This is a genomic window from Spirillospora sp. NPDC049652, from assembly GCF_040675125.1.
Lineage (GTDB): Bacteria > Actinomycetota > Actinomycetes > Streptosporangiales > Streptosporangiaceae > Spirillospora.
In genome coordinates this window covers 1-1,438 of the sequence record NZ_JBFAOF010001391.1, presented here as the reverse complement: position 1 = coordinate 1,438, position 1,438 = coordinate 1, and the positions used below count along the sequence as shown (strand labels likewise).

The window sequence follows — 1,438 nt, the reverse complement described above, 5'->3', positions numbered from 1 at the left end:
GCTCGGCGTCCGGGGCGAGCGCCCCGAGCACGTCGGCTACGAAGGTCCGGCGGCGTCCCTCCAGGACGTCTGGATCGCGCTGCGCGCCAGCGAGCGCGCCATCCTGGAGCAGGTGACGCTGGCGCACATCGCGTCCGGCGAGCTGCCGGAACAGGTCCGCAAGCTGACCGAGGATCCGGCCGCCTGGGAGAGCCCCTCCCTGATCTGAACCGATGCCCGAGGGCGACACGATCTTCCTGGCCGCCCGGCGACTGCGCGACGCGCTCGCCGGACGGCCGCTCACGCTCTCGGACTTCCGCGTCCCCCGCTACGCCACGCTCGACCTGCGCGGCCGGGTGGTGGACGACGTCGTCCCGCGCGGCAAGCACCTGCTGGCCAGGGTCGAGGGCGGGCTGACCGTCCACACGCACCTGAAGATGGAGGGCGAGTGGCGGATCCGCCCTGCCGGGCCGCCGCCGCGCGACCACCGGGTGCGGCTCGTGCTGGCGAACGCCGAGTGGATGGCGGCGGGCTACTCGCTCGGCACGGTCGAGGTGCTGCGCACCGACGAGGAGGACCGGGCGGTCGGCGGTCTCGGCCCCGACCTGCTCGGCCCCGGCTGGGACGCCGCCGAGGCCGTCCGGCGGCTCACCCGGGAGCCCGGCCGCGCGATCGGGGAGGCGCTGCTCGACCAGACGCTGCTGGCGGGGATCGGCAACGTCTACAAGTCAGAGATCCTGTTCCTGCGCGGGGTGCACCCGTGGACGCCGGTGGGCGCCGTCCGCGACCCGGACGCGATGGTCGGGCTCGCCCGGCGGCTCCTGGAGGCCAACAAGCTGCGGCACGGCCACGTCACCACCGGCGACCTGCGGCCCGGACGCCGCCACTGGGTCTACGGCCGGGCGGGGCGGGCGTGCCTGCGCTGCGGCGCCCGCGTCCGGCGCGCCGACCAGGGCCCGGTCACCGGCGAGCGGGTCACCTTCTGGTGTCCGCGCTGCCAGCCCGAGCCCTGACCGGCCACGGCGCGCCGGCTCATCGCTAAGCGGCGACGGGGGCGGGGGCTTCCGGGACGGCGGGCTCCTCGGTCCGTCCGAGCAGGACCGTCCCGGCGACCATGGCGACCGCGCCGAGCACCACGACGACAGCCGCGATCAGCAGCGTGGACGAGAGGCCGAGCGCGCCGGTCACCGCGCCGAAGGCGAACGGGGCGATCGCCGCGCCGGCGAACAGCCCGAGCTGGACCTGGCCGCCCGCGCGCGCCCCCTCGCCGGGCAGCACCCGCAGCACGGCGGCGAACAGCAGGCCGGTCCAGCCCCAGCCGCCCGCGACGGTCAGCACCGCGCCCGTGACGAAGCAGACCGGGTTCCCGGCGGCGGTGACCAGCAGGCCGATCCCGCCCTGTCCATATCCGTTCCTCCCAGGAACACCGGCTTCCACTTCCAAGAGTGAGACTCGCCGC

Annotated in this window: 2 protein-coding genes and 1 pseudogene; 2 read left to right on the top strand and 1 reads right to left on the bottom strand. The window is 75.9% G+C overall.

Translation table 11 applies throughout. The annotated features are described in order from the left end of the window. Both AB0J52_RS40480 and AB0J52_RS40475 read left to right on the top strand, forming a co-directional pair. Window positions 1–208 (top strand): annotated as a pseudogene (locus AB0J52_RS40480) (transcriptional regulator); the annotation flags it as partial. A 4-nt stretch (window positions 209–212) separates the two neighbouring features. Beyond that, window positions 213–992, top strand: coding sequence for an Fpg/Nei family DNA glycosylase (locus tag AB0J52_RS40475; protein WP_500188514.1), 780 nt, complete (start codon window positions 213–215; stop codon window positions 990–992). A gap of 25 nt (window positions 993–1,017) precedes the next feature. Here AB0J52_RS40475 and AB0J52_RS40470 read toward each other — a convergent pair. Next, window positions 1,018–1,438: hypothetical protein (locus tag AB0J52_RS40470; protein ID WP_500188513.1), on the bottom strand; the 421-nt coding region annotated here is incomplete at its 5' end.